Origin of the sequence: Pseudomaricurvus alcaniphilus, from assembly GCF_011440395.1 — a bacterium.
GTDB classification, from domain to species: Bacteria; Pseudomonadota; Gammaproteobacteria; order Pseudomonadales; family Cellvibrionaceae; genus Pseudomaricurvus; species Pseudomaricurvus alcaniphilus.
This window is the reverse complement of sequence record NZ_JAAOIX010000001.1, coordinates 1,316,124-1,339,875: the sequence shown is the minus strand read 5'-3', so window position 1 is coordinate 1,339,875 and position 23,752 is coordinate 1,316,124. Positions and strand designations below refer to the sequence as shown.

Annotated in this window: 20 protein-coding genes; 17 read left to right on the top strand and 3 right to left on the bottom strand. The window is 57.7% G+C overall.

The features are described from left to right. Nucleotides 1-68 precede the first annotated feature (68 nt). From G8764_RS05645 to G8764_RS05590, 12 genes are all read left to right on the top strand, one after another. Nucleotides 69-758 carry a tRNA-uridine aminocarboxypropyltransferase gene (locus tag G8764_RS05645; protein ID WP_166162696.1) on the top strand — a complete coding sequence of 230 codons (690 nt, stop codon included), beginning with the start codon at nt 69-71 and terminating at the stop codon, nt 756-758. Beyond that, nucleotides 746-1,204: a GNAT family N-acetyltransferase gene (locus tag G8764_RS05640; protein WP_166162694.1), complete on the top strand. Its 459-nt coding sequence runs from the start codon at nt 746-748 to the stop codon at nt 1,202-1,204. Before G8764_RS05645 ends, G8764_RS05640 begins: the two co-directional genes overlap by 13 nt. A 38-nt stretch (nt 1,205-1,242) precedes the next feature. After that, nucleotides 1,243-5,178, top strand: coding sequence for an ATP-dependent RNA helicase HrpA (gene hrpA / locus G8764_RS05635; protein ID WP_279538401.1), 3,936 nt, complete (start codon nt 1,243-1,245; stop codon nt 5,176-5,178). Nucleotides 5,179-5,196: 18 nt separating this feature from the next. Beyond that, complete coding sequence (locus G8764_RS05630) at nt 5,197-6,189, top strand: hypothetical protein (protein WP_166162690.1); 993 nt, start codon at nt 5,197-5,199, stop codon at nt 6,187-6,189. Nucleotides 6,190-6,448: 259 nt separating this feature from the next. Further along, nucleotides 6,449-6,886, top strand: coding sequence for an HvfA family oxazolone/thioamide-modified RiPP metallophore (locus G8764_RS05625; RefSeq protein ID WP_166162688.1), 438 nt, complete (start codon nt 6,449-6,451; stop codon nt 6,884-6,886). Nucleotides 6,887-6,957: 71 nt separating this feature from the next. Beyond that, nucleotides 6,958-7,827 carry an HvfB family MNIO-type RiPP peptide maturase gene (locus G8764_RS05620; RefSeq protein WP_341806305.1) on the top strand — a complete coding sequence of 290 codons (870 nt, stop codon included), beginning with the start codon at nt 6,958-6,960 and terminating at the stop codon, nt 7,825-7,827. Between the two features lie 10 nt (nt 7,828-7,837). Further along, nucleotides 7,838-8,596 carry an HvfC family RiPP maturation protein gene (locus G8764_RS05615; protein WP_166162684.1) on the top strand — a complete coding sequence of 253 codons (759 nt, stop codon included), beginning with the start codon at nt 7,838-7,840 and terminating at the stop codon, nt 8,594-8,596. Nucleotides 8,597-8,948: 352 nt separating this feature from the next. Continuing rightward, nucleotides 8,949-9,887 (top strand): porin, encoded by a 939-nt coding sequence (locus G8764_RS05610; protein ID WP_166162682.1) that lies wholly within the window; start codon nt 8,949-8,951, stop codon nt 9,885-9,887. A gap of 176 nt (nt 9,888-10,063) precedes the next feature. Continuing rightward, a complete protein-coding gene (locus tag G8764_RS05605) occupies nt 10,064-10,585 on the top strand; it encodes a hypothetical protein (protein ID WP_166162680.1) in 522 nt (173 codons plus the stop codon). 83 nt (nt 10,586-10,668) lie between these two features. Continuing rightward, nucleotides 10,669-11,382 carry an MlaA family lipoprotein gene (locus G8764_RS05600; RefSeq protein WP_166162678.1) on the top strand — a complete coding sequence of 238 codons (714 nt, stop codon included), beginning with the start codon at nt 10,669-10,671 and terminating at the stop codon, nt 11,380-11,382. A 217-nt stretch (nt 11,383-11,599) separates the two neighbouring features. Continuing rightward, nucleotides 11,600-12,805, top strand: coding sequence for a fused response regulator/phosphatase (locus G8764_RS05595; protein WP_166162653.1), 1,206 nt, complete (start codon nt 11,600-11,602; stop codon nt 12,803-12,805). Beyond that, nucleotides 12,802-13,296, top strand: a complete 495-nt coding sequence (locus G8764_RS05590; protein WP_166162651.1) for an STAS domain-containing protein — start codon at nt 12,802-12,804, stop codon at nt 13,294-13,296. Before G8764_RS05595 ends, G8764_RS05590 begins: the two co-directional genes overlap by 4 nt. A 122-nt stretch (nt 13,297-13,418) precedes the next feature. Here the strand turns inward: G8764_RS05590 and G8764_RS05585 are convergent, their stop codons facing one another. Genes G8764_RS05585 through G8764_RS05575 form a run of 3 tightly spaced genes read right to left on the bottom strand, consistent with a single transcriptional unit; the run spans nt 13,419 to nt 18,144 of the window. Next, nucleotides 13,419-13,868, bottom strand: coding sequence for a tellurite resistance TerB family protein (locus G8764_RS05585; protein WP_166162649.1), 450 nt, complete (start codon nt 13,866-13,868; stop codon nt 13,419-13,421). Nucleotides 13,869-13,870: 2 nt separating this feature from the next. Further along, nucleotides 13,871-14,971: a tRNA dihydrouridine(20/20a) synthase DusA gene (dusA, locus tag G8764_RS05580; RefSeq protein WP_166162647.1), complete on the bottom strand. Its 1,101-nt coding sequence runs from the start codon at nt 14,969-14,971 to the stop codon at nt 13,871-13,873. Between the two features lie 20 nt (nt 14,972-14,991). Beyond that, nucleotides 14,992-18,144: a hypothetical protein gene (locus tag G8764_RS05575; protein ID WP_166162645.1), complete on the bottom strand. Its 3,153-nt coding sequence runs from the start codon at nt 18,142-18,144 to the stop codon at nt 14,992-14,994. Between the two features lie 51 nt (nt 18,145-18,195). Here G8764_RS05575 and G8764_RS05570 point away from each other — a divergent pair, with 51 nt between their 5' ends. The 5 genes from G8764_RS05570 (at nt 18,196) to G8764_RS05550 (ending at nt 23,727) form a co-directional block, all read left to right on the top strand. Further along, nucleotides 18,196-19,050: a S1 family peptidase gene (locus G8764_RS05570; protein WP_341806304.1), complete on the top strand. Its 855-nt coding sequence runs from the start codon at nt 18,196-18,198 to the stop codon at nt 19,048-19,050. 15 nt (nt 19,051-19,065) lie between these two features. After that, nucleotides 19,066-19,557: an arsenate reductase/protein-tyrosine-phosphatase family protein gene (locus G8764_RS05565; protein WP_166162643.1), complete on the top strand. Its 492-nt coding sequence runs from the start codon at nt 19,066-19,068 to the stop codon at nt 19,555-19,557. A gap of 172 nt (nt 19,558-19,729) precedes the next feature. Further along, a complete protein-coding gene (locus tag G8764_RS05560) occupies nt 19,730-20,476 on the top strand; it encodes a PEP-CTERM/exosortase system-associated acyltransferase (RefSeq protein WP_166162641.1) in 747 nt (248 codons plus the stop codon). Nucleotides 20,477-20,500: 24 nt separating this feature from the next. Continuing rightward, a complete protein-coding gene (locus G8764_RS05555) occupies nt 20,501-22,471 on the top strand; it encodes a ThiF family adenylyltransferase (protein ID WP_166162639.1) in 1,971 nt (656 codons plus the stop codon). 38 nt (nt 22,472-22,509) lie between these two features. Continuing rightward, complete coding sequence (locus tag G8764_RS05550; protein WP_166162637.1) at nt 22,510-23,727, top strand: ABC transporter permease; 1,218 nt, start codon at nt 22,510-22,512, stop codon at nt 23,725-23,727. Nucleotides 23,728-23,752: the final 25 nt, after the last annotated feature.

Genomic DNA, 23,752 nt, shown 5'->3' with positions numbered 1-23,752 from the left:
ATTGAAAGTATCTCTCCTCACAGTAGTTCGAGTGACAGTTGCTCCCCCAGCACTGGAGCCCCGGTAGCATGGCGAGCAGTACTTGTGGGCGCTGTCACCTGCGCCGCGACCTCTGTATTTGCCAGCGGGCACCGCGCCTGTCGGCGCCCCTGAACCTGCTGCTGCTGACCCACCCCAACGAGCCGGCCAAGGCCAGCAACAGCGGTCGCCTGCTGCTCAATGCCCTGCCCGGTTGTCGCAGCGTTGTTTGGCAGCGGCGCCAGAGCGGCCCCTGGTTGCAGGCGCTGGCGTCCGGTGAGGGCTTGCAATTGCTGCTGATTTTCCCAGCTGCTGACGCAACCACCGCAGCACCGCCAGACCCCGCTACATCGCTCAATCCCGCAGCGCAGCTAGCCCCCGCAGCGCCGCTAAACCCCGCCGAGCTCGCCGGTCGGGCCGCTGACTATAGTTTTATTCTGCTCGACGCTACCTGGCAGCAGGCGCGCAAAATGCTGCGCCAGACCCCGGAATTGCAATGTTTACCGCGGCTGCAATTGTCTACCGGGCAAAGCAGCCGCTACGGTTTGCGCAAGCACCAGCCGGCGGGGCACTTGTCCACTGTGGAAGCCGGTATCCTGTTGCTGCGGGAGCTGGGACGTGAGGGTGACGCGGATCAACTGGACGGGTATTTTCAGCGCTTTTTGCAGTGCTACGAGGCCCATCGCAGCAATCATCCGGACAGCAGCGATAACGGCGGAGCCCCTCCATGCAACCGGTAGGCCGCCAGGATGACGGCGAGTACCGGGTGGAACTGCTGGCGGAGATCCAGCTGCCGCTGGTGAACAAGTTTTATAAAAGCTGCCGCGAGTCCGCCCGGGCGGGCCGCGGGGAGCAGGTTTACGTGGTCCGGGCGCGCGAGGGCATCGTGGCCGCGGTGAGACTGCAGCCGGCAGCGGAGGGTTGGCACTTCCTGCGCAGCATGTGTGTGGCGCCGCAATTGCGCGGCCAGGGTGTGGGGCGTTTGCTGCTGCAGGGGCTGGCGGAGTTTTTAGGTGCGCACCCCAGCTACTGCTTTCCCTTTGACCACCTGCACGATTTTTACGCGCGGGCCGGTTTTCGCGAGGCTGCACCGGGGGATGTGCCCGACTTTATGGCGGCGGCCTGGCAGAGATATGTGCGCCAGGGCCGCAAGATTATCCTGATGACGTATAATGCCGGCCTTTAACAGTCTCAACTTTAATGGTTTTAACCAAGGGTGATTTTTTGACCGGCAGTTCCACAGGCAGTGCGACAGGTGACGAAGCGGGCAATAGGGATGTAACGGAGCAGACCCTGCAGCAGCTGCAGCAAGGGCTGGGCGCGGTCATGGGCCGCGATCAATTTCGTCTCGAGCGGGCGCTGGGGGAGATTAAAAAGCGCTTTGCCAGCGGCAAGCCCACCGGCAAGGCCGTGGACAAGTTGCTGGCGGATATCACCCGCTCCGCCGAGTTGCTGCAGCGGCGCAAAGCGGCGCTGCCGGAGATCCATTTTCCCGAGGCGCTGCCGGTGTCGGCGCGGCGGGAGGAAATTGCCGAGCTGATCAGCAAGCACCAGGTAGTAGTGCTGGCCGGGGAAACCGGATCCGGCAAAACCACCCAGCTGCCAAAGATATGCTTGGAGTTGGGGCGCGGTATCCGGGGCATGATTGGTCATACCCAGCCGCGCAGGCTGGCGGCCAGTACCGTGGCCAGTCGCATCGCCGAGGAGCTCAATACCCCGCTGGGGGAAACCGTGGGTTACCAGGTGCGCTTTAGCGACCAGACCCGGGACACCAGCCTGGTGAAATTGATGACCGACGGCATCCTGCTGGCGGAAATCCAGGGTGATCGCTACCTCAGCCAGTACGATACCCTGATCATCGACGAGGCCCACGAGCGCAGCCTCAATATCGATTTCCTGTTGGGCTACCTGAAACGACTTTTGCCCCAGCGCCCCGACCTGAAAGTCATCATCACCTCGGCCACCATCGACCTGCAGCGCTTCTCCGAGCACTTCGACAACGCGCCCATAATCGAGGTGTCCGGCCGTACCTACCCCGTGGAAGTGAAATATCGGCCCAGCCTCGACAGCGATGAGGACCTCTATACCGCCATCACCTCGACGGTGGAGGAAATCCTGCAGACTGAGAAGAGCGGCGGCCACAAGGGCGGCGATATCCTCGTGTTTCTCAGTGGCGAGGCGGAAATTCGCGAGGCGGCGCTGACCCTGCGCAAGGCGGAATTTCCCCATCTGGAAGTGCTGCCGCTTTACGCCCGCTTGAGCCTGGCGGAGCAGAAAAAAGTCTTTAGCGGCCACCGCGGGCGGCGGGTGGTGCTGGCGACCAACGTGGCGGAGACCAGTATTACCGTGCCCGGTATTCGCTACGTGATCGACCCGGGCTTCGCCCGCATCAGCCGCTACAGTTTTCGCTCCAAGATCCAGCGCCTGCCCATCGAGCCCATCTCCCAGGCCAGTGCTAACCAGCGCATGGGGCGCTGCGGACGGGTCAGTGAGGGGGTGTGCTACCGCCTCTATGAAGAACAGGATTTTCTCAGTCGCCCCGAGTTTACCGACGCGGAAATCCTGCGCACCAACCTGGCGGCGGTGATCCTGCAGATGTTGAACCTGCGCATGGGGGATGTGCGCCACTTCCCGTTTGTCGACCGGCCCGACAAGCGCCTGCTCAACGACGGTTTCAAATTGCTGGAGGAGTTGCAGGCACTGGACCCGCGCGGCAAGGTCACGGCGCTGGGCCGGCAATTGATGACCCTGCCGGTGGACCCTCGCCTCGGGCGCATGGTGCTGGCCGGGGCCCGGCAGGGGTGCCTGCGCGAATTGCTGATTATCGTCAGCGGCCTGTCGATCCAGGACCCGCGGGAGCGGCCCGCCGACAAGCGCCAGGCGGCGGATGAGAAGCACCGCCGCTTCAAGCACGATCACTCCGACTTCCTGGCCTGGATCAACCTCTGGGACTATGTCGAAACTCAGCGCCAGGAGTTGTCCCAGAACCAGTTCAGCAAACTCTGCAAGCGGGAGTTCCTGTCGTTTATGCGCCTGCGCGAGTGGCGGGAAATTCACCGCCAGCTGCTGCTGGCGCTGAAGCCGTTGCACCTGAAATTAAACCCTGAGCCGGCCAGTTATGACTCGGTACACCTGGCGTTGCTGACCGGGCTGTTGGGCAATATCGGCAACCTGGGGGAAGACAAGGAGTACCTGGGGGCGCGCAACCGCCGCTTCCACATCTTCCCCGGCTCCTCCCAGTTCAAGAAGTCGCCCAAGTGGATCATGGCGGAGCAGCTGCTGGAGACCTCCCGGGTCTATGCCCACCAGGTGGCGAAAATCGAGCCGGACTGGGTGCTGGCCAACGCCGAGCACCTGGTCAAGCGGCAACAGTACGAGCCCCACTACGATGTCAAAAGCGGCCAGGTCATGGCCTACGAACGGATTACCCTGTACGGTCTGGTGCTGGTGGAAAAGCGCCGGGTCAGCTTCGGTCGCATCGACCCGGTCACCGCGCGGGAGGTGTTTATCCGCGCCGCCCTGGTGGAGGAGCGCTACCGCGGCAAGGGCAAGTTTTTCCGCCACAACCAGGCCCTGATCGCCGAGCTGCACGAGCTGGAAGCCAAGTCGCGGCGGCGGGATATCCTGGTGGACGAAGAGGCCATCTATCGCTTTTACGACGAGCGGGTGCCCGCTGATATCGTCAACCTGGCCGGGTTTGAGCACTGGCGTAAAACCGTGGAGCAGGAGCAACCGCGCCTGCTCTGTCTCGAGCGCCACTATTTGATGCAGCACGACGCCAGCAGTATCACCGAGGCGCAGTTTCCGGCCGAGCTCAACTGGCAGGGACTGACCTTTCCCCTGGTCTATCACTTTGAGCCGGGCCACCCGGAAGACGGGGTGAGTATCCGGGTGCCGGTGGCGGCACTGCACCTGGTACCGGAAAAGCGCCTCGAGTGGCTGATCCCCGGAATCTTGCGGGAGAAGTGCGTGCAACTGGTCAAGAGCTTGCCGAAGCAGTGGCGCAAGCATTTTGTGCCGGTGCCCAACTACGTCGACCAGTGCCTGGCGGCCATGAGCCCGGCCGATGTGGCCCTGACCGAGGCGCTGGGGTTCCAGCTCAAGCGCCAGACCGGGGTGGAGATTCCTGCGGAGCAGTGGCAGGGGGTGGCGCTGGAGGATTACTATCGCTTCAATATCCAGGTGATCGACGACAGTGGCAAGGTGTTGGCCCAGGGGCGCGACCTGGCGCGCCTGCGGGAGCGCTATCGGGACCAGCTGCAGCAGACGCTGCAGAGCAGTGATGACTCCATTGAGCGGGAGCAGATCGTCGAGTGGGATTTCGACGAGTTGCCGGCGGAAGTGACGTTGCAGCGCGCCGGTATGAGCATTACCGCCTACCCGGCGCTGCTGGATGAAGGGACGTCGGTGGCCCTGCGCCTGCAGGACAACCCGGTGGAAGCGGCCTATTTGTCGCGCTTCGGCGTACTGCGGCTGGCGCTGTTGCAGCTTGGCGGCAGCGTCAAACACCTGCGCAAGGACCTGCTCAAGGGCAAGGACCTGGGGTTGAGTGTGGTGGCGCTGGGCAAGCGCGACGCAGTGGTGGACGATATGCTGATGGCGGCGGTACAGGATTGCTGTTGCAGCGGGCCGCTGCCGCGCACCCGAGCCGAGTTTAACGCTGCACTCGAGGCTGGCCGCAAACAGATCGGCGCGCGGGCCCTGGCACTGGAGAAACTGCTGTTGGAGGTGCTGGTGCAGGTGGTGGCCATCAAGAAGACCATCAAGGGCAGCAAGAATGCCCTGGCCATCGCGGTGGCGGCCGGGGATATCCAGCAGCAATTGCAGCGCCTGATCTACCCGGGCTTTATGCACCGCACGCCGAGCCGCTGGCTGGAGCAATACCCGCGCTATCTGGCGGCCATCCAGCAGCGCCTTGACAAGGCGGTGATGCAGATGCAGAAAGACAAGCTCTGGAGTGCGGAAGTCGATGAGCTGTGGCAACCCTGGCAGCAGCGCCTGGAGAAAGACGGTGAGGCTGCGGTGATGAGCAACGAGGGGCTGCAGGAGTATCGCTGGATGCTGGAGGAGTATCGGGTATCGCTGTTCGCCCAGTCGCTGAAAACCCTGATGCCGGTGTCGGCCAAACGCTTGCGCAAGTTGTGGCAGGAGGTGGCATGATGGCAGCAGGGCGCAGCAGTGTTAGAGGTGGAACTGGCAGCAGTGATTGAATTTCAATGGCGGGATACACGTTTGCAACAGAGCAGCTATCGAGTGCAGGTGGGCGAGCAGTCGCAACAGTCGCAACATGAGTTGAGCCTGCAGCGCTGCTACCGCGACCCCGAGGGGCCGGTGGTGTTTATGCTGAGCGGGTTTGGCCGCGACAGTCGCCAGTTTTGGCCGGTGGATACGGATACTGGCCTGGCACCCTGCCTGGCGGCGGCGGGTTTCGATGTGTATGTGGCCGCCTGGCGCGGCAAGGGCGCGGGCACGCCGCGAGCGGGGCGCGATTCGCGCTGGGGGGTGCACGAGATTATCACTGTGGATATTCCGGCCCTGCTCGGCCAGGTAGCGCTATTGCGACCGGAGGCACCGTGCTTCTGGGTGGGCCAGGGGTTGAGCAGTGTATTGCTGGTCGCCAGCCTCTGCCGCCCCGGCGTGATTGCCAAGCCGCCGCTGGGTATCGTGCATTTTGGCGCTGCCCGTCGCAGTCACAGCGTTTGGCGGCGCATTGCGCTGGCCGGCTGGCAGGTGCGTTTGCAGTTGTCACGCTTGCTGGCCGGAGCCGCCGCTGGCTGGATCAGTCGCGAGAGTGAGCGCCTGTTCGACGATTATCGCCAGTGGTGCAGTGAGCAGCAGTGGAAGGACCCGGTAGATGGCTTTAATTACCGGGCGGCGGCCAGTTGTACCCGGCTGCCACCGAGCTTGTATTTGCAGGCGCCGGACATGCCCAGGATGCCAGGGGTGGCGGCGGACGGTGGTAATACCGAGATCAGGCTGTGGCTGCAGGAGCTGGGCCGCCACGATGCGCGGATCATCAACCTCAACCGGCACAACGGTAATTTGCACAATTATTTAGCCCGTAACACGCTCAGCCACAGGGACGCTTGCGACGATCATTTTGAGCAAGTAAAGGGCTGGTTTGCGGAAACCATGGCGGACAAGCAGGGGCTGGGCACCGGTCAGGCTTAAGCCGCCGCCAGTGCGCCTGACGCGCTAACGCGGTTATAAAGGGCTGCTTTTTGAGATTTTTTTGCACTTGCAAGTAACCGCTTCTGGCCTGTATACGTATTAACTTGTGTAGGTATTAACAATTACAGGTAACTGCCATTCGATGCGGGCAGTGGTTGCTATCATCGGTGCTACAATCAATACGGGTTGTTCCGTAGATTTGCAATGCGCTGTGACACCAAAACACTTTTTTACCACAACCAACTGAAAGGAAAAGGTTATGTCCAGGAAAATGATAACTCCGTTAGCGGCGGCTGTAGGTGCGGCATTCGTAGCCTCTGCCAGTATCGCTCCTTTGGCCTCGGCGGCTGAAAATCCGTTTGCGGCACAGCCCCTGCCTTCCGGCTATAACCTCGCCGCCCATCACGAAGGCAAGTGTGGAGAGGGCAAGTGCGGTGAAGGCAAAATGAGGGAAGGTAAAAAGAAGGAAGGCAGCTGCGGTGAAGGCAAAATGAAAGAAGGCAGCTGCGGCGAGGGCAAGATGAAGGAGGGCAGCTGCGGCGAAGGCAAGATGAAGGAGGGCAGCTGCGGTGAGGGCAAGATGAAGGAAGGCAGCTGCGGCGAGGGCAAGATGAAGGAAGGCAGCTGCGGCGAGGGCAAGATGAAGGAGGGCAGCTGCGGCGAAGGCAAGATGAAGGAAGGCAGCTGCGGTAATTAAGGGCAATTGCCACCGCAATACCCGCCGACGGAGTTGACTGCATGGGATTGAATCCCCCAGGGAAAGCAGCTGTGAAACCTGCAGGTGCAATCCAGGGCGCCGGTCTTGGTTTGCGCCGTGGGCTGCTGGACGGGCTGGTTGATGTCAGTCCGGCCGAGGTGCAGTTTATGGAGGTGGCACCGGAGAACTGGATTCACGTCGGCGGTCGCCTGGGTAAGCAATTTCGCCAGTATACCGAGCGCTTTCCGTTCGTTTGTCACGGCTTATCGCTGTCTATCGGTTCCACTGATCCGCTGGACTGGGATTTGCTGGCGGCGATCAAAGAGTTTCTCAAGACCCACAACATCCACCGCTACACCGAGCACCTCAGCTACTGCAGTGATGGCGGGCACCTGTACGACCTGATGCCGATACCGTTTACCGAAGAGGCAGTGCGGCATGTGGCCGGACGGATTGGGCAGGTGCAGGACTTTCTCGGCCAGCGTATCGCCGTGGAAAACGTCTCCTATTACTGCGCCCCGCAGCAGGAGATGGCGGAAATTGACTTTATCAATGCGGTAATCGCCGAGGCGGACTGTGACCTGCTGCTCGATGTGAACAATATCTACGTCAATAGCATCAACCATCGCTACGATCCCCTCCAGTTTCTCCAGCAACTGCCCGGTGAGCGGGCGGCGTATATCCATGTGGCCGGGCATTATGAGGAGGCGGAAGACTTGCGAGTGGATACCCACGGTGCCGATGTTATCGACCCGGTATGGCAGTTGCTAATGGCCGCCTACCAGCGCTTTGAGGTGGTTCCGACCCTGTTGGAGCGGGACTTCAATATTCCGCCTGTGGCGGAGTTACTGGGCGAGGTGAGTAAAATCCGCGCGCTGCAGTGCCAGTCCACAGCGGCGCCGCAGTCACAGCTCCGGTCCGCCGCGGCACCGGTTCGCTGAGTCGCTGGCAGTGAACAAGCCCACCAGTGCCTTTGCCCGAACCCAGCAGCAGCTGGCCAATCACCTGCGCGACCCCCGCCGGCACGAGCCACCGGCCAACCTGGAAGATCGGCGCCTGCAGATCTATCGCGACCTGGTGTTCAACAATATCGAAGGTTTCCTGAGTAGCGGCTTTCCGGTGCTGCGCAGCCTCTACGACGAGGCCAGCTGGCAGCAGCTGGTACGGGATTTTATTGCCTCCCACCGGGCCCATTCCCCCTATTTCCTGCAAATCAGCGAAGAGTTCCTGGCCTGGCTGCAGGAGAAGCGGCAACTGCGCGAGACCGATCCGGCGTTTATGCTGGAATTGGCTCACTACGAGTGGGTGGAATTGGCGCTGGATGTGTCCGAAGAGAGCCTGCCGGTAAGTGGTGACGAGCGCCTGTGCACGGACCTGTTGGCGCAGCATCCCCGGGTTTCACCCCTGGCCTGGCTGTTGAGCTATCAGTACCCGGTGCACAAACTGGGCCCCGACTACCAGCCCCAGGAACCGCCGCCGGAACCCACGTTTATTATCGTCTACCGCAACCGCCAGGACCGGGTGCAGTTTATGGTGACCAATGCGGTTACCGTGCGCTTGCTCAACCTGCTGGCGGCGGATACCGAACTCAGCGGGCGGGCTGCGCTGCAGCTATTGGCTGAAGAAATCCAGCACCCGGACCCCGAGCAGCTGCTGGCCATGGGGCACAACCTGCTGCAACAATTGCAGGCCAGCGATATCCTTTTCTGATCCCGGCTATTTTTACCTGGTGTTCAAGACTCCATAAATTTCAATCGGTTACTGGATCCCCGCCTGCGCGGGGATGACAGTCTGCGCGGGGATGACAGCCTGCGCAGGATGACAATAAGTCGTGTTTTTGGATGAGTATTAACTAATTGATTTTCAAACGGCTAGCCCTTTCTGCAATTGGAATTTTAGCGGCCCACAGCAAAACACAGCAAAAATTTGAATTATCACCAGGTCGTCATATTACTGAAATATTTCCCCATCAGAATGCGCCTCAAGACCTAATTGATGAGAAAATAGGTTGCGTCACAGAATTTTAGTTGGTTACCGAATTCACTACCTAAGGGGAAACACCATGAAAAAAGCACTTTTGCCATTGGCTATTGCCGCGCTGATGCCTGCCACTGTCCTGGCCGCTGGCCCTATCGATGGCAAGGTTTACGGCAAGGTCAATGTCTCTGTTGTTCAAGCCGATGACGGTGATGACAGCGTATGGGAACTGAACAGCAATGCTTCACGCATCGGCTTTTCCGGCAAAACCCAGTTGAACGAAGACCTGAGCGTTATCTACAAGCTGGAATACGAAACTTCCGTTGACGACGGTGAAAAGGACGATCAAACCTTTAACCAGCGCAACATCTACCTGGGTTTGACTGGCGGTTTTGGTACCCTGTTGGCCGGTAAGCACGACACCCCGACCAAACTGGCGCAGAACAAGATCGACCTGTTCAACGACCTGGAAGGCGATATCAAGAACACCTTTGAGGGTGAGAACCGCGAAAGCAATATCGTGATGTACACCACCCCCGAGCTGGGCGGTTTCGCCGCAACTTTGGCGGTTGTGGCCTCTGAGGGCGACGATATTGATGGCGACGGCCAGGAAGACGACGGTTTTGACGGCACTTCAATTGCGTTGAGCTACACCGCTGACAGCATTTACCTGGCGCTGACCAACGACCAGGACATCGACGGCATGGACAACCTGATGCGCGCCGTCGCCCAGTTCAATATCGCTGACCTGCAGCTCGGCCTGATGTACCAGGACGCGGAAAAGCACAATGGTTACGAAGAAGACGGTTATTTCTTCAGTGCCCAGTACACAATCGGTAAAGTTGCCCTGAATGCCCAGTACGGCGAGACTGAGGGCGACGGCAATCACGAAGAAGAGACCTTGTCCTTCGGTGCCGATTACAAGCTGGGCAAGGCCACCAAGGCGTTTGCTTTCTACACTGCTAACGAAGACAACGGTGCTGATGAAGACTACTTCGGCATCGGTCTTGAGCACAAGTTCTAAGCTGAACCCGGTCTCCTGAGCCTGCAAAGGGGTGCATAATGCACCCCTTTTTGCGTATCAGATGATTTAAAATAGCAGATCGTAGAGCCGCTATATGGTTAACAAACGTAGATCACTTTAAAAGCAGATCATTGGAAAAGAACGCCCCGCAAACCGGGCCCTTGTGGAGACCCCCTATGAAATTGAGTATCGTCAAGTCGCTGTCGCAGGCCGTGCTGATCTGTTGCAGTGTTACCGCGGCTACTGCCCTGGCAGAGGAGTGTGAATCCCAGGTGGATATGGCCGACAGCCTCAATTTTCACAAAATGCACATTGAATGCAGCGATGACGCGGTGATTCTGTACGATCCCAAGCCCTCGCCAGAGGATAAGAATGGCGTAAAAACCTACCAGCGCGACCCGGCAGCGGCTGCCGCTGATGCTGCACGGGGTGATGGCCCCGTTGCCAGCGCTGCCACTGTTGCCACAGGTGTTGCTGCGACCGCCCCGAAAAAGGGTGCCCTGGACCAGGACAATGCCGGCGTGATTTTCAATATTCGCGAGCCGTTCACACTAACCGGTGGCCCCCACTCAGCCATCACCGGGCTGTTTGCCCAGATGACACATTATTGTCCTGGCGGCTGGAGCAAGCTGAAAGAGTGGGCAGAGCCCGATCAAAACGGCTATTATTTGCACTATCAGTTCCGGTGCGCAGACTAGGACGCCAGATTAATGCACGTTATTGATGCCCTGCGCGGTCGGCTGAGCTAAACTTCGGCCCTGAGTTTTTAGGGAGTAGGTCAATGTTGTTAAAGTCACTGCAAAAATACACGCTGGTCGGAATGGCCGTGGCGGTGTTTGGTGTGGCGCAAGCTGCCAGTGGCAGCGAGCAAGACCCCTGGGAAGGCTTTAACCGCAAAGTGTTTGCCTTCAATGATACGATTGATCGCTATCTCGTGAAGCCTTTGGCCAAAGGCTACAAGGCCATTACCCCCGACCCGCTGGAAACCGGGATCACCAACTTTTTCGACAACCTGCTCGAAGTGCGCAATATCGTCAATGACCTGCTGCAGGGCAAACTGGGCCAGGCCGGTAATGACGGCGGTCGCCTGCTGATCAATTCAACAGTGGGTATCGCCGGCTTCTTCGATGTGGCCAAGCACTGGGGGCTGCCGGAAAACAGCGGTGAAGACTTCGGCCAGACCCTGGCCGGGTGGGGCACGGGACAGGGCCCCTATATGATGTTGCCCCTGTTAGGCCCCAGCACCCTGCGGGATACCTTTGGCATGCCGTTCGACGGTTTTCTCAGCCCGGTTCAGTATGTGGATGATGTGCCGACGCGCAACACCATCCATGGCGTGAGTCTGCTGGATAAACGCGCCTCACTGCTGGACGCCGAGTCCCTGGCCAACGGCGATAGATACGTATTTCTGCGCGAAGCCTATCTGCAGCGGCGCAATTACCTGATCAACGATGGCCAGGTGGCGGACGATTTTGAATCCGAAGAGGATTTTTAAGTGGCTTGGGTTGCGCCGGCTGCGGGCGTCGATGATTGATGACGGGATAATAAAGGAGTAGTGTTGGCCTATCCTAATACACTGCTGAAGTTATCAGGCAGTTTTCCATGCAGTTCCATACCCTTATATAAGACAGTTTGGCCTGAGACAATTTGGTTCAAGACAGTTTGGTACCAGACGGTTTTGGCAATCTGCTCCCAGTCCCTACCGGTGGCCAATGCTCCCCAGTAATCGCAGTTTACTCATTATCGACGATGATACTATTGTCCGGAAAAGTATTGTCGCCTATTTGGAAGACAGCAGCTTCCGCGTCCTGCAGGCCGATTGTGGCCAGCAAGGGCTGGCCCTGTACGCGCAACACCTCCCGGATGTGGTGGTGACCGACCTGCGGATGCCGGGTATTGATGGGCTCGATGTGCTGGGCAAGATCCATGAAATATCCCCGGATACGCCGGTTATCGTGATGTCTGGCGTGGGGGTTATCGCCGATGTGGTGCAATCCCTGCGGTTGGGGGCGGCCGACTTCCTGATCAAGCCGCTGGGCGATATGGAAGTGCTGGTACACTCCATCAATAAATGCCTGGAAACCCGGGAGCTGGTGGCGGAAAACCAGCGCTATCGGGAAGAGCTGGAAGTGGCCAACAGTGAACTGAAGGAACATGTCCAGACCCTGGAGAAAGACCAGGAGGCCGGACGCCAGGTGCAGCGCCGCTTGCTGCCGCCGACGCCGGTGTTGCGCGGTGACTACCGGCTGGAACATCGGGTAATCCCCTCGCTGTTTCTCAGTGGCGACTTTATCGATGTCGCCTATCGCTCTGAGCGCTATATGTCGTTCTACCTCTCCGATGTATCCGGCCACGGCGCATCGTCGGCGTTTACCACCATCTGGTTGAAACACGCGGCCACAGAGATCGTCAACGAAAACCAGTTATTCTCCCGCAAGGAATGTATCGTTGAAGATCTCAATCATTGGTTAACGGAGGTCAATCGGCAATTGCTCGATACCCGTTTGGGCCACCATATGACCTGTCTGCTGGGGGTTGTGGATCTGGAGTTGCACCTGCTGCACTATGCGGTGGCCGGGCACCTGCCCCTGCCGGTTTTGGTCGACCGCAGCGGGGCTCGCTTTTTACCCGGCAAAGGCCGGCCGCTGGGGCTGTTCCCCAACCAGCAGTGGCAGGCCCATGAGGTGGCGTTCCCCCCCGGGGCCACCGTTCTCGCTTTCTCCGATGGTATACTTGAGGTTATGCCAGAGGGTGACCTGCTGGAAAAAGAACAGAATCTGCTGCGCATCCTGGCGTCCGGCGGGTCGGGCATGGCGCAAGCCTTTGCTGCACTGGGGCTGGATGCAATCGCCGAGTCGCCGGACGATATTGCTATTCTCAGTATCGAGCGGGGCAGGCAGGGGTTTGACACGTTATGAACAAGGGCAAAATATGGGTCGCTAACAACGACGGCGTCTACCTGATCAAAATGGTAGGGGACGTGCGCTTGACCCTGTGTATGTCGTTCGACAAATTTATTAAATCCATGTTCGCTGCCGATGACTACAGCGCCATCATCTTTGATTTAACCGACGCCGAATCCATCGACAGCACCACGCTGGGGCTAATGGCCAAGATCGCACTGGGTGCGGCGCAGCGGAAAAACCTGAAACCGGCGGTTATCGCCACCGCACCGGGTATGCATCACCTGCTGGAGAGCATGGGCTTTGACGAGATATTCGAGCTGATGGATGACTCCCCGGTGGAAGACTTGCCGGCCACTGGCAGCGATTGCCTGGAAACCGGTGAGTACATCGAGCAGACCATCAAGCAAAAGGTGCTTGAGGCGCACAAGATCCTTATGGACCTGAACCGGCAAAACGCGGAAACCTTTCGCGACCTGGTAAAAACCCTGGAGGACAGTCGATAGGCGCGGCCAGTGAGGCGCCCCATCCCTACTCGTTACGGTCTTTTTGAGGCTTGAGTCGCCCTAAGCCTCTCCAAACATCCAGCCTCGCTCCCTCAAGCCTGTATTCGCCTCAACCCACTGGGCTAGTCCGGCCGTGCCAGCTGCTTGGCCCTGATAAACTGGCTGTGGGGCAGGTGGATCAGGTCGGCGATGCGGCGAATCAGGTGCTCTTCGTATTTATCCAACTGGCCATCGGCGTAAGCGATGCGCCACATGCCGGTCATCAGGTTAAGCTTTTCCTGGTTGCTGAACTCGTCGTTGATACAGCGGGTAAACTGGTAGAGGGAGGTGGCATCCCGGCTCTCGGAGCGGGCCAGGGCGATCATGTCGTCCAGCGCCTGGCCATCCACGGCAAACTGTCGTTGCAACTCGGCTTTCAGGGTTGCCAGCTCCTGCGCGTCGAAATGCTCATCGATGGTGGCCACTTCGATCATCAGGGCCGCTGCGGCCAGCTGCCGCAGCGCGTCCGGGTCGGCCGGGGGCTCGGTTTGCGGTAACAGTTCTGACAGTAGCGCTTTGAATCCTTGCAGCATGACTATGGGTCCACTGGGTTGGGCTGGTCCACGGCGGTGGTGTGGTCCATTGGGTTAACAGGATTGGCTTCATCGACCAGGGCAATGGCGTCCTCCAGTACCGCCAGCGAGGCACCGGGCTGATGCATGTTTTCACTCAGGTGGCGGCGAAAGCGGCGCGCCCCGCGTTGGCCCTGGAATAAACCGAGTACATGCCGGGTCATATGATTGAGGCGGTTGCCCGCCGCCAGCTGCTCGCGACAGTAGTCCACATACTGGGCGGCAATGGCCAGCCGCGATGGCGCTGGCCGCCCGGAGTTATAAAACAACCGGTCCACATCCACCAGTATATAGGGGTTGGTGTAAGCCTCCCGCCCCATCATCACTCCGTCCAGCTGGCCCATTTCAGCCAGGCATTGTGGCAGGGTGTGCAGGCCGCCATTGAGGACAATGTTCAGCTCCGGAAACTCCTGCTTCAAGCGCTGCACCATGTCGTAGCGCAGCGGCGGAATCTCACGGTTTTCCTTGGGGCTCAAGCCTTTGAGCCAGGCCTTGCGCGCGTGCACGATAAAGGTTCGACAACCGGTTTTGGCGACAGTTTCGACAAAATCCACCATGCCGGCGTAGTCGTCCATGTCGTCGATACCGATGCGGTGCTTGACGGTGACCTCGATGCCCACGGCGTCCTGCATGGCCTTGATACAGTCGGCCACTTGCTGCGGGTGGGCCATCAAAATAGCGCCGATCATATTGTTCTGCACCCGGTCGCTGGGGCAGCCGCAGTTGAGGTTGACCTCGTCGTAGCCCCACTCTTGCGCCAGTTTGCTGCACTGGGCCAGTTCGGTCGGGTTACTGCCGCCCAGCTGCAGTGCCAGCGGGTGCTCGCTTGGATGGTAGTGTAGAAACCGCTCCTGGTCGCCGTGCAGCAGCGCCCCGGTGGTCACCATCTCGGTATAGAGCAGGGCGTGTTGGGATATCAGGCGCCACAGGTAGCGACAGTGGCGGTCGCTCCAGTCCATCATGGGGGCGACGCAAAAGCGGTGGCTGTGGCAGCTCTTGTTGGCACGATCTGCACCGGCTGGGGCGGGATCGGCGGCGGAATTGGTTGGGTGATTTGGCAACATGCGCGCATTGTACCGCAGCTTTAGCGATTGTACTTGTCCAGGTGCGGAATGGCCGGAGCGGGGGCGAGGCCGGCGGCTTTACGGTTGGGGAAGGTTATGTTGGCAGCGGAGTCGATACCGAGAATACGGCCGATCACAATGTTGTTTTCGATGAGTTTAAACGCAGGATTTGATTTGATCGCTATCAGGTTGGCAAAGGGTTTGTCGGAGATGATCAGGTTGTCCTCGATCAAAATGCCGCCCTGGTGCTTGAATCCCTCTACCCCCCAGCTGAATAAATCCGCATTCTCGCTGTTTGGACCCTCGACAAAGACATTGTTCTTTAGCACCAGGTTGCCGCCGTTGGGAATGTCCACCAGCCGGCTGTCGCGACTGGTGGGTGCGGCGACGATAGAGCTGGTGATTTCCGTGTGGCGGGCCCGGGATTTGATTTCGTGCCCTTCGGTGTGGGTGTTCAACAACACCGTATTATGGACTTTTAGCGAGTTGACCCCGCTCAGTGCATAGATACTGTGGAAAAAAGCACCGTCACCCATGTCCTCGAAGCGGCTGTTCTGGACGACAATGTCACCGCCGCCGGCGCCCAATAACCCGCCCTGGGAATGATGGAAGTAGACATTGTCGAGGGTGAGACCGCTCCCCTCCAGGCGAACGCACACGCCATTGTCGTTGCGCACGGCAATCGAGTGGCACTCCAGCCCGCTGATAAAGGTATTGTTGCCCAGTATCAGCAGTGCGGCTTTGTCGGCCGTCGCCTTGCCAAATACTACTGCACCCGGCTCCGCAAGAATCTGCACATTATTCGCTTCCAGGGTCGCGGCTTCATTAAAAATGCCGGCCCCAAGCTGAATAATGCTGCCATCTCGGGCGGCATCGAACGCCTGCGCGAGGCTGGTGACCGCTTCGCCATCCAGATAAATAGTGCCGGGGTAGCCGCTGTTCTTTAACTCGGAGGTAAGCCCGGGCTGATCGCTGTATCCAATATTGTCGGATTGCCCGAACAGTGTGTTCCAGGGATTCATCCAGTGGCGGTGCGCTACGTAGCGGTCAGCGATCAAGTAGAAAGTTATCGCCACCATGGCGCCGGCCAGTAGCAGCGATCGGCGCCTGTAGCGCGCGCTAAGAGCGGTTGTGGTGAGGCTTTGCAGGCGAGCGGCCCAGTTTTGCGGGGCGGGGAATTGATTGGGTGCGGTCAGCGCTTGAGCGTCGGAGCTGACTTGCAGGGAGGGGGCGCCCAGGGTAAAGGTGACCCACACCAGCAGGTAGAACAGCAGGGTAATTCTGGGTTCGTCAAACAGGCTGTCAAACATGCCTACCATCACCGCGGCGGCGATCGAGGCGCTGATCGCCAGGGCCAACTTGAAGCCCTTATTGATGCTGCGCAACAATTTGATATAAAGCGCAATCAGCAGCAGCAAGAATACGCCCAGCCCGATCCAGCCTCCCTCAAAATAGGCATCCACAAAGATATTTTTTATGTGCCAGGCCTGGCGATCACTGGAGTAAAGAACCCAGTGGTCCCAGCCCCGGCTGAAGTCGGTATTTTGCAGCAGTTGCTTGCCGGAAGGGCTAAACAGCTCCACTGTGCCAATATCCAGTGGTTGTAGCACCCCACGGCTGAGTATGGCAATTTCGACCGGGCGGGAGCCATACCAGTGTGCGGCGCCGAAGTCGGTGAGTTGCAGGGATTTGTTAAAGGTTTGCCACTGGCTGGAATCCTTGTGGGTGTCTATGTCCAGCCAATGGCACTCTTTGTAGGCCTTGTATACCAGCCGTTCGCAAAACTCCACCAGCAGTCGTGCGCTGGTATCTTCGGTGGGGCGCAAACGGACTTTTAGTTGATAGTTGCCCGGTTCCTGAAACGGGAATTTCTGCCGGATATAGAGTGAACCCTTGCGGTCACCCTGGCTCAGGCGGATATAGCTGTCACTGCCGTCCTGCACATGCTCGGCAGTAGCGGCACTCTCGCTGTCCGCTTGTGACCAATAATAAATACGCGGAAAACTGCCTTTGCCGCTGCCCAAATTGAGTAGCGAGTCGTCCTTGCCAGGGTTTAGCGCCTTGTGCCAATGATCAAAACGCGGTTGCAGGTCTTCGGAGGTGTCTGCGAAACGGTTGGAGGTAAACTGGTTCCAGAGCACCAGCACAGTCAGCAGCGGCACCACGATTGACCAGAACCAAAAGTGCCTGGGTAGATTGCCGGTAAACTGCAGGCGCTGCCTCGGTTTTAATAAGCTGTAGATCTGGTATGCCCAACCCAGGGCAAATACTGTCAAACTCACCGCCAGCGCCGGGTAGTTGGCGCGACTGAAGGTAATCATGGCGGCGTAAACGCCGAGGCAGCAGGCCAGAGCGGTCAGCAGGAGTACCCAGGGCTTGTCGCGCCAGATGATAACCGGCAGAAGTAGAAATGGCAGGGTTAATAACAGGTGAGCTTCGGCCGCGGAGCCACCAGTGGCGGCGCCCGAGAACAAACCTGTGCCGTGATAGTCTGCGCTGAAATTCAGCAGCCCGGTAAACAGGGCTCGTTCCCAGCCGAGCGCCACTGCTGCGCCCAGGCAACTGAGAATCAGGCCGATAGTGATGATCTTGCCCGTTTGCTCCTGGCGGGCCAAACTTTGTCCAAGCAGTGGAATTAACAACAAGGCGAGGAAAAAGCCTTTCGCCAGGCGCAGGCTGTTGTAGTGGCTGTAGAAGCTGGTAAAGCTGTTGGCGTCAATGGGCTGCAAGGGCAGTAGCCCGCGCAAGGTGGTCACTGCTTGCCAGCCCACTAATATAATGAGCATGCACCAGAAGGATTTACGCCAGCCCAGCGGTTTGACCCAGGTCTCCCGTCGCAACAGCGCAACGGCAACGCTGGTTAATACCAGCAGGTCGAATTCATTGAAGAATATGCGCCCGGACCAGAGGTTCAGGTCCAGCACTGGCAGCAGTGCCGGTATTGCCACCATCCACAACCAGGGAAAGCGCACCAATAGCAGGCCGTAGAGCAGCAGGCCGATGCTGAGCTCCCACCGGGCTACAGGGAATCCGCCCAGTGTGGCGGCGACTATCGCAAACAGTGACAGAGATATGAGAAACTGCAGCACCCAGCCCCACAGGCGCAGGCGGGCACGAGGCTGTGAGCCAGCAGCGGCTGTGTCAATTGCAGGAGAGACTGCTTTCACTGTCATAGTGGTCTTCTGGCTCACCTGTGAAAATTAATTACCCAAGGATAGATCATTGTGCTTTTAAAAAATACGCAGCGGACGCTTCAGGAACAGTTTTTTACTGGAAAGTTCATCTCGCCAGCTGCAATTCGTCAATGGACGCTGCTGCTGGTGTGGATGCTTGCCACAGTTTCCGGTCGAGCCATAGCGCACGACACTAATTCGGTGTTGCCCGCCACCATCGCCAGCATCAAGCCTGGTGTGGTCGCTGTTGGCACCATGCGCCCGGTCAAGCGCTCAAACGCCGAGCGGCCGCCGGTAACCTTCAAAGGGTCGGGGTTTGTGGTGGGCAATGGCCGTTACGTGGTCACCAACTTGCACGTGTTGCCCGAATCTCTTGACAGCGATAACGATGAAACACTGGCGATATTTTCCGGTAGCGGCGGGCAAACCCGGGGCATGCCGGTAAAGATCGTACGCAAGGATGAGCTGCACGATCTGGTGGTACTGGAAATGCAAGGCGGGAAGCTACCTGCCTTGTCGCTGGCAGGGAAGGAGTTTCTGCAAGAGGGGATTGAAGTTGCCTGGACCGGTTTCCCGATTGGCATGGTGCTGGGGCTGTATCCGGTGACCCACCGGGGCATAGTGTCCGCCGTGACGCCGCTGGTGATACCCGCACACAATTCAGGCCAGCTGACGGCAGAACATATCCGCAGGCTGAAAGCACCCTTCGAGGTCTATCAATTGGATGGGATCGCATATCCGGGCAATAGCGGCAGCGCGGTCTATAATATCGATTCAGGGACGGTAATTGGTGTGGTCAACAGTGTGTTTGTAAAGACGTCCAAGGAGTCTGCGTTGAGCAGCCCCTCCGGGATTACCTATGTTATTCCCGTCAAGTACGTCATAGATCTGCTGCAGGGAATATAAGAAAGGCTAAACGAAGTGGAAAAACTGGTGATATTGGTGGTGTGTCGGGCAAACATTTGTCGCTCACCGCTGGCGGAAGGAGTGTTGAAATCGATAGTGAGCGAGAGAGGACTCACAAAAACCATCAAAGTGGATTCCGCGGGCACCCATGCCGGGTTAATATCCTCAAGACCTGACTTGCGAGCCCAGCGGGTCGCAGAAGAACACGGCATTAATATTCGCAGGTTAAAATCCCGGCGGATTCGGGCAAAAGACTTCCAGCGTTCCACCCATATACTGGCCATGGACCAGGACAACCTGAAAAATTTGCGGGAAGATTGCCCGAGTGAGCAGCAACACAAATTATCCTTACTGCTGGATTATTCAACAACTATTGAATCGAGCGAAGTCCCGGATCCTTACTATGGCAGTGAAAGCGGGTTTTTACAGACCTATCAAATGCTGCACACCGCGCTGAATGAATTTGTCGACAGTTTGATTGCAAAACAGTCAGCAGATGGCGAATAGTGGCGTACAAATCATCATCCGTTGGATGATTTCTCGTTTATAGACAATACTGAATAAGCTGCAGGTGTATTTATCGAGGGTATTCTTGCGCAAGACTAAACAGCGGCGAGCTATATGATATCGGCGCCAATGTACGAGAGCATAATTTTGTGCCTCAGGAGAGTAACCCCCTATGACCGAGCTATCGATTGCCGCGAATTTCGATAAGTATTTTGAAGTTAAAATCGCTGATACAGACGCACTGCGCGACCAGGTATACGGTATACGTTACCGGGTTTACGCGGAGGAGTTCGGGTTCGAAAAAGCCGAAGATTTCCCCAACAAGCTGGAGAAGGATGAATTTGACAATAAGTCGATTCACTGCCTGATTTCCCATAAGGCCTCGGGCAAGCCTGCGGGCTGCGTCAGGGTAGTGCCAACTTTCGGAAGTAGCGAGAAGGAGTTGTTACCGCTGGAAAAATACTGTGCGGCGAGCCTGGACAGGGAGTTTATCCAGGCCATGGACCACCCGCGAGACAGTATCTGTGAAATATCGCGCCTGGCAGTCGACACCGCGTTCCGGCAGCGGCCGGGGGAGAAAAAGACGCGCTTGGGTTCTGTCGATGAAACGATGCACAGCAAAGAGGAAATCAGAAGCTTCCCATTAATTGCTGTCGCCGGCTTTCTGGCCTGTATCTCAATCACCAAGCTGGTAAAGCGGCCGAATACGTTTATGATGACTGAGCCATTTTTACCTAGGCTATTGGCCAGATCTGGAATTTTGGTGGAACGGGCGGGCTCCGATATTGATTATCACGGTATAAGGGCCCCTTATTTTATTACATCTCAGAAAGCGGCGGCCGGCCTGCGTAGCGACCTGAAAGAGCTATATGCTTTGATTGCCCCGAGGCTTGAGCAACACCCTGCACTAAGGGGATAAAATGTGCATCTGTGGCACCTATAAATGAACAATCATCTACAAGAATTTAATTACCAGGACGCATTCTCTCGAAACATCGGTTGGGTAACAGAAGCTGAACAGCAGGTGTTGCAGTCGAAGCGAGTGGCGATTGCAGGCGTCGGCGGTGTTGGCGGTGTGCATCTGCTGACCCTGACCCGGCTTGGCATTGGCAATTTTAATATTGCTGACCTGGATATATTCGAACAGGGCAATTTTAACCGCCAGGCCGGTGCTTTTATGCACACGGTAGGGCGGCAAAAAGTTGAAGTAATGGAGGAAATGGCGAAGGGGATTAATCCCTCGCTGGATATCCAGAGCTTTGCCAATGGCGTGTCATTCGACAATATTGATGCCTTTTTGGACGGTGTAGACCTCTATATCGACGGGTTGGATTTTTTTGTGCTGGATATTCGCCGGGCGGTATTTGCCGCCTGCGCCGAAAAAGGTATCCCGGCGATCACTGCCGCGCCGCTGGGCATGGGCACAGCATTTTTGAATTTCCTGCCCGGCAAAATGACTTTCGAGGAGTATTTCAGGCTGGAGGGACGTTCGGCAGAGGAACAGCAATTGCTCTTTATGCTGGGGTTGTCACCGTTAATACTGCAAAAAAAATACCTGGCAGATCACTCCAGAGTTCGCTTTGGCAATAAAAAAGCCCCCTCTACACCGATGGCTTGTGAGCTGTGCGCCGGTGTGGCGGCAACCAATGCATTAAAAATATTGCTTCGCCGGGGCGATGTTGTTGCGGCTCCCCACGGATTGCATTTCGATGCATACCTTAATGTTTTGAAAAAAACATGGCGGCCCTGGGGCAACAATAACCCCATTCAGAAGTTGATGTTCCTGGTGGCAAAGCGGTTTATCGACAAGGCCGGGGCCAGTGAAATAGAGGAAGCACCGCCGTTGCTGACCCCCCTGGAGCGAGTTCTGGACAAGGCCCGTTGGGCCCCCAGTGGTGATAACACCCAGCCCTGGAAGTTTGAAATCCTTGACGACGCCAGCTTTCGCATCCACGCCTCCGATACCCGTGACTGGTGTTTTTACGATCTGAATGGCCAGGCCAGCCAGATCGCGGTGGGTGCCTTGCTGGAGACCATAAGCATTGCCGCCAGTGGTGAGAAGCTGGCAGCAAAATTTACCCGGCAGGCAAGCGCGCCCGAAGACAAGCCCGTTATCGATGTGGAGTTGGTTCCCTCTGACCAGGGCCCCAGCCCGTTGCTGCCTTATATTCCAGTTCGATGCACGAACCGGAGGCCATTCCAGTCCACGCCACTGACCAGCATACAAAAGCGGGAGTTGGAGCAATGCCTCGGCAGTGACTACAAGGTCATCTGGATTGAAGGCGAACATCGCAAGCAGATGGCCAAACTGCTGTTTGACAGCGCCGAGATTCGCCTGACGACGGAGGAGGGGTACCGGGTTCACAGTCAAATTATCGAGTGGGACAAGCAATTCAGCGAGACCAAAATCCCGGACCAGGCCGTGGGCTTTGATGCGTTTACACTCAAGCTGATGCGTTGGAGCATGCAAAGCTGGCAGCGCGTGCAATTCCTGAACAAATACCTGGCGGGTACTTTGGCACCCCGTATTCAATTGGATTTGCTGCCGGGCAGAAAATGCAGTGCGCATTTTATTCTGCTCGCCAAAAATGAGCTGACTGATATAGATGACTTTCTTGCGGGTGGCAGGTTACTGCAACGCTTTTGGTTGACCGCGACCAAGCTGGGGCTCCAATTCCAGCCTGAAATGACGCCGTTGATCTTTTCGAGATACGTGGCAGATGGGGAGCCCTTTACGGAAAATGAAAATGCTCGCGCGACGGCCAAACAGGTAGCGGAAAACCTCAGCGGCTTTCTTGAAGGCGCCAACGTGCGCCGCGCTGCCTACATGGGCCGTCTGGGCCACGGGCCAATGCCTCAGGCACGCTCTATTCGCCTGCCCCTGGCCGCGCTATGTACACGTCCACCCGCGTGAATCCACTAATGTATGTGTAATGCTGGCAGGTTGCCCGGATGATGTTGCTCGCTTTACGTAATTTATCCCGTCATCGCAAGCGCACGGCGATAGCGCTGGCCACCATAGGCTTTGGCGTGGTGGCCTCGATCCTGGTGGGCGGGTTTATTGACTGGATTTTTTGGGGCATGCGGGATAACACCATCCATTCACGCCTTGGGCACATTCAGGTCACCAGGCCAGGTTACCTCGAAACCGGCAGCGCTAACCCCTACGCTTTTCTATTGAGCGACAGTCAGTTGGCTGAGATCGAGCTCGAATCGACCCCTGGGATAAAGGTAGTCTCACCCCGCCTGGCATTTTCCGGCATGATCAGTAATGGCGATATCACCATTGGCTTTATTGGTGATGGCGTTGACCCGGGTAAAGACGCTCCCCTCAGTCGGGGCCTGGTCGCTATGTCTGGCCGGGGGCTGGAGCCGGGTGATACCGATTCGATATACCTTGGGGGCGGGGTAGCTCGCAACCTGGGAGTGGGGGTCGGGGATAGAGTTGTCTTGCTGGCAAATACCAGCACCGGTGGCCTGAATGGTGTCGAGGCCACGGTGGTGGGCTTGTTCCAGACTGCATCGAAAGAATTTGATGACGCCGCTCTGCGTCTGCCGCTGGAAACAGCGCGGCAATTACTGCGGGCCGAGGGCGCGCATAAATGGGTGATTTTGCTGGACGATACCGAGCTGACTACGCCTGTTATTGAGGACTTGAGGCAGCGCTACCCGCAGCAGCAATTCGACCTGGAATTTACCCCCTGGCTGGACCTGGCGGAGCTGTACACTCAGACGGTCAAGTTGTACTCCAGCCAGATGGATGTTGTGCGCTTCGTAATCAGCGTGATTATTGCCCTCAGTATCTACAATATCCTGGTTATGGGGGTGCTTGAGCGCACCGGCGAGATCGGTACGCTGATGGCGCTTGGCAACAAGCGCCAAGGCGTTCTGTCACTGTTTGTGTGGGAGGGGTTGGCGTTAGGTGTCCTCGGAGGCTTGCTTGGCAGCCTGGTCGGCAGCGGCATAGGTGCATGGCTTTCCTATGTGGGGATACCCATGCCGCCGCCGCCGGGAATGGAAATTGGCTATGTCGGGGAGATACTGTTGTCCTGGCAACTGGTGGCGGGGTCTCTGCTGGTGGCAGTGCTGACAACTTTTATCGCCAGTCTGTATCCAGCCTGGAAAGCCTCCCGGATGAATATTGTCGATGCATTGCGTCATAACCGCTAATTGTTGATGGTAATTAGCCCTTCAT